The sequence below is a fragment of the Micromonospora sp. NPDC005710 genome, assembly GCF_040630995.1.
Classification (GTDB): domain Bacteria; phylum Actinomycetota; class Actinomycetes; order Mycobacteriales; family Micromonosporaceae; genus Micromonospora.
The window spans coordinates 1-3,857 of the sequence record NZ_JBEXYP010000061.1; the positions used below are offsets into that span (position 1 = coordinate 1).

Here is a 3,857-nt window from a genome sequence, read left to right on the forward strand (position 1 = left end):
TCCAGACACGCCGCATGAGTGCAGTGCTTACACACATCCGACATCATCAACCACCGAAAATCCGTACGACCCTGCGCACCCGTGCCCCGCCCCGGGGGCTGAGCAGCGGGCATACCCAGGAACTGCGGTCCCGCGTCGACCGGCCGGTCCGGTTTCGCGTCGACCGGCGCGCCCAGGACGTCCACCGGAGAGACACCGCGCCCGACCGTACGCGGCTGCTCAATGAACGCCACGTGCCGCCACGAGTTCGCCGTCAACGCGCCGGTGTTGTCGTACGACATGCCGAGCAGATCCAGGCCGCTCTCCGGCACACCGTTCCACTCCTTGCACGCCACCTCACACGCCTTACAACCAATGCAGACGCTGGTGTCGGTGAAGAACCCCATCCGCGGCGGCGCGTTCTCGTAACCGGCGTCGGGCGCGGGGTCCAGCGGACCGTACAGGCTGTTCGGGTCAGGAAGCACCGTGTTCCCTTCCCTCGTCGTCGATGGTGACGGCCGGGGCGTGCTGCCCCGGGGTGATCCCGGCGCGCCGCTGGTAGTCGGCCACCAGGTCGAGCAACGCCGCGCCGGTGGGACGACGCCCCGGCCGCACGTCGCAGGTGCCGACCTTGCTCTCCTGGATGAGGACGTTCGGGTCCAGGCTGATGCCGAACAGGTCGTTCGCCGAGTCACCGGTGACCAGACCCTCGAAACCGAAGTGGTACGGCAACCACACCTGGTGGATGACCCGACCGTCCACCCGCAACGGGGTGAGCCGGTCGGTGACGAGGACCCGCGCCTCGATCACCGCCCGGCCACTGACCAGGTGCGCCCACCCCAGGTGCGTCAGCCCCACCTCGGCGGCCAGGGCCGGAGACACCTCGACGAACATCTCCGGTTGCAGCTCCGCGAGGCGTGACACCGTCCGGCTCATTCCGCCGGCGGTGTGGTGCTCGGTGAGCCGGCTGACAGTGAACACGTACGGGAACACCTGATCGTGCTGCTGCGGCGGACTCGGGTTCACCGAGTTCACCGGATGCGCGTACATCTTGCGGGTCGGGTTGGCCTGCTGACCGTAGAGCGGGTTACGCACCGGCGACTCCACCGGCTCGTAGTGGGTGGGCAGTGGGCCGTCCAGGACGCCGCTCGGCGCGTACAGCCAGCCCTTGCCGTCGCCCTGCATGACGAACGGGTCGTCGCCGGCGATGCCCTCCGGCCCGGACGCGCCGGCCGGTGGCCGGTACGACGGCGGTTTGGTCTTCTCGAAGTCCGGCACGTCGTAACCGGTCCACTCGCCCTTGTCCGCGTCCCACCACACGTAGCGCTTGCGCTCACTCCACGGGTTGCCGTCCGGGTCGGCGGACGCACGGTTGTAGAGGATGCGCCGGTTCGCCGGCCACGCCCAACCCCACTCGGCTGCCACCCAGTCCTGCTCGTGCCGGGACCTGCGCCGGGCCGCCTGGTTGACGCCGTCGGCGTACACCCCGCTGTAGATCCAGCAGCCGATCGCTGTGGAACCGTCCGGGCGTGCCTCGGCGAAACCGGACAGCGGACGGCCGGTCGCCACGTCGTACCCGTTGATCTCGCGCAGGACCGCCTCGGCGCTCGGCTCCGCGTGCGGACCGTGCGTCGGGTAGTCCCAGGTGAGGTCGAGCAGCGCACGGTCGCGCGGCAGCGGCGAGTCGGCGAGCTTCTCCCGCAGTTTGCGGCCCAGGTGGTAGAAGAACCACAGCTCGGAACGGGCGTCGCCCGGCGGCTCGACGGCCTTCTCGCGCCACTGCAACAGGCGTTGCGTCTGGGTGAACGTGCCCTCCTTCTCCACATGCGAGGCGGCGGGCAGGAAGAACACCTCGGTGCGGCACTCCTCGGGCACGATCTCCCCGGTGGCGATCTCGGGGCCGTTCTGCCAGAACGTCGCACTCTCGATCATGAACAGGTCGCGGACGACGAGCCAGTCGAGGTTGGCCATTCCGAGCCGCTGCGCCCGACCGTGCGCCGAACCGACCGCCGGGTTCTGCCCGAGCAGGAAGTACCCCTTGATCTTCCCGTCGATCATGTTGAGGACCTGCTGGTACGTGCCGTGGTCACCGGTCATCCGCGGCAGGTAGCCGTAGCAGAAGTCGTTCTCCGGCGTCGCCGCGTCACCCCAGTACGCCTTGAGCAGGCTGGCGGCGAACGACCGCGCGTTACCCCAGAACCCCTTCTGCCCCGGGTGGCGGATGCTGTCCACCCAGTCGTCGAAGCTCGGGTGCTCGGCGTGGTGCGGCATCGGCAGGTAACCGGGCAACAGGTTGAACAACGTCGGGATGTCGGTCGAGCCCTGAATGCTGGCGTGGCCCCGAAGCGCCATCACGCCACCACCCGGGCGGCCCATGTTGCCCAGCAGCAGTTGGATGATCGCGCCGGTGCGGATGTACTGCACGCCGACGCTGTGCTGCGTCCACCCCACCGAGTAGATCAGCATGCCGGTGCGGTCCCGGCCGGAGTTCGCCGTCCACGCCCGCGCCAACTCCAGGAACTGCGCCTGCGAAATGCCGCACACCCGCTCCACCATCTCCGGTATGTAGCGGGCGAAGTGCCGCTTGAGGATCTGGTAGACGCAGCGCGGATGCTGCAACGTCTCGTCGCGCCGGGTCTGACCGCTCACCGCCGCGCCGTGCGACTCGTGCGTCAACCCCGCGGCGCTGTCCCGCTCCTGAGCGGTGTGCCCACTGCCCGACGAACCCTCGTGCCCCTCGTACTGCCAGCTGTCCTGCACGTACGCGCCGGTCTCGGGGTCGAAGCCGGAGAAGAAGCCGTCGCCGTCCTCGGTGTCGCTGAACTCCGCGCTGACGATCGTCGCCGCGTTGGTGTACGCCAGCACGTACTCCCGGAAGTCCAGGTCGTTGTCCAGGATGTAGCGCACCACCCCACCGAGCAACGCGATGTCGGTGCCCGCCCGGATCGGCAGGTACTCGTCCGCGACAGCGCTCGTCCGGGTGAACCGCGGATCGACGTGGAAGACCTTCGCGCCCTTGCGCTTGGCCTCCATCACCCACTGGAAACCCACCGGGTGCGCCTCAGCCATGTTCGAACCCTGGATGACGATCACGTCAGCATTGGCGATGTCCTGTTGGAAATCCGTCGCACCGCCACGACCGAAGCTGGCCCCCAGACCGGGGACGGTGGCGGAGTGTCAAATGCGGGCCTGGTTCTCGATCTGCAACGCCCCCATCGCGGTGAACAACTTCTTGATGAGGTAGTTCTCCTCGTTGTCCAGCGTCGCCCCACCCAGACTGGAGATGCCCAGCGTCCGGTTGAGCGGCCGGCCCTGCGTGTCGACGTCCTCCCAGGTCTGCTCGCGGGCGGCGAGGATCCGGTCGGCGATCATGTCGAGCGCGGTGTCGAGCTCCAGATCCTCCCACTGTGTCGAGTACGGCCGGCGGTAGCGAACCGTCGTCTGCCGCAGAGGGCTGGTTACCAGACTCTTGCTCGCCGACCCCTTCGGGCACAACCGGCCCCGCGAGATGGGGCTGTCCGGATCGCCCTCGATCTGGCTGACCTGCCCGTCCTTCACGAACACCCGCTGACCACACCCCACCGCGCAGTACGGGCAGACGGACCGGGCCACGCTGTCGGCGGTGTCGGTGCGGGCAGTGAGCGCGCGGGAGCCGTCGGACTTCGCCGCCGCACCACGGCCCAACGGGTCAGTGCCGGTGAGCTGGCGGTAGACCGGCCAGCCCTCGATGAAGGTCCGCAGGCCCACCCCGACACCCCCTCCCACGCGAGCGACCCCCTGAAGATAGGTCAACCGGGACAGGTTCGCGAACCGGGAAATGCAGACAGCGCCGCCCCCGGCCGGTGAGCCGGGGGCGGCGCAGGAGGGGGGGTGGAGGT

Annotated in this window: 1 protein-coding gene and 1 pseudogene; both read right to left on the reverse strand. The window is 68.9% G+C overall.

From position 1 onward, the window contains the following. Nucleotides 1-464, reverse strand: a pseudogene (locus tag ABZ406_RS30825) (4Fe-4S ferredoxin); the annotation flags it as partial. Then, entirely contained in the window at nucleotides 454-3,726 is a 3,273-nt protein-coding gene (gene fdh, locus ABZ406_RS30830; protein ID WP_357769085.1) for a formate dehydrogenase, read from the reverse strand. The pseudogene ABZ406_RS30825 and the gene fdh, both read right to left, overlap by 11 nt. Between the last annotated feature and the right edge of the window lie 131 nt (nucleotides 3,727-3,857).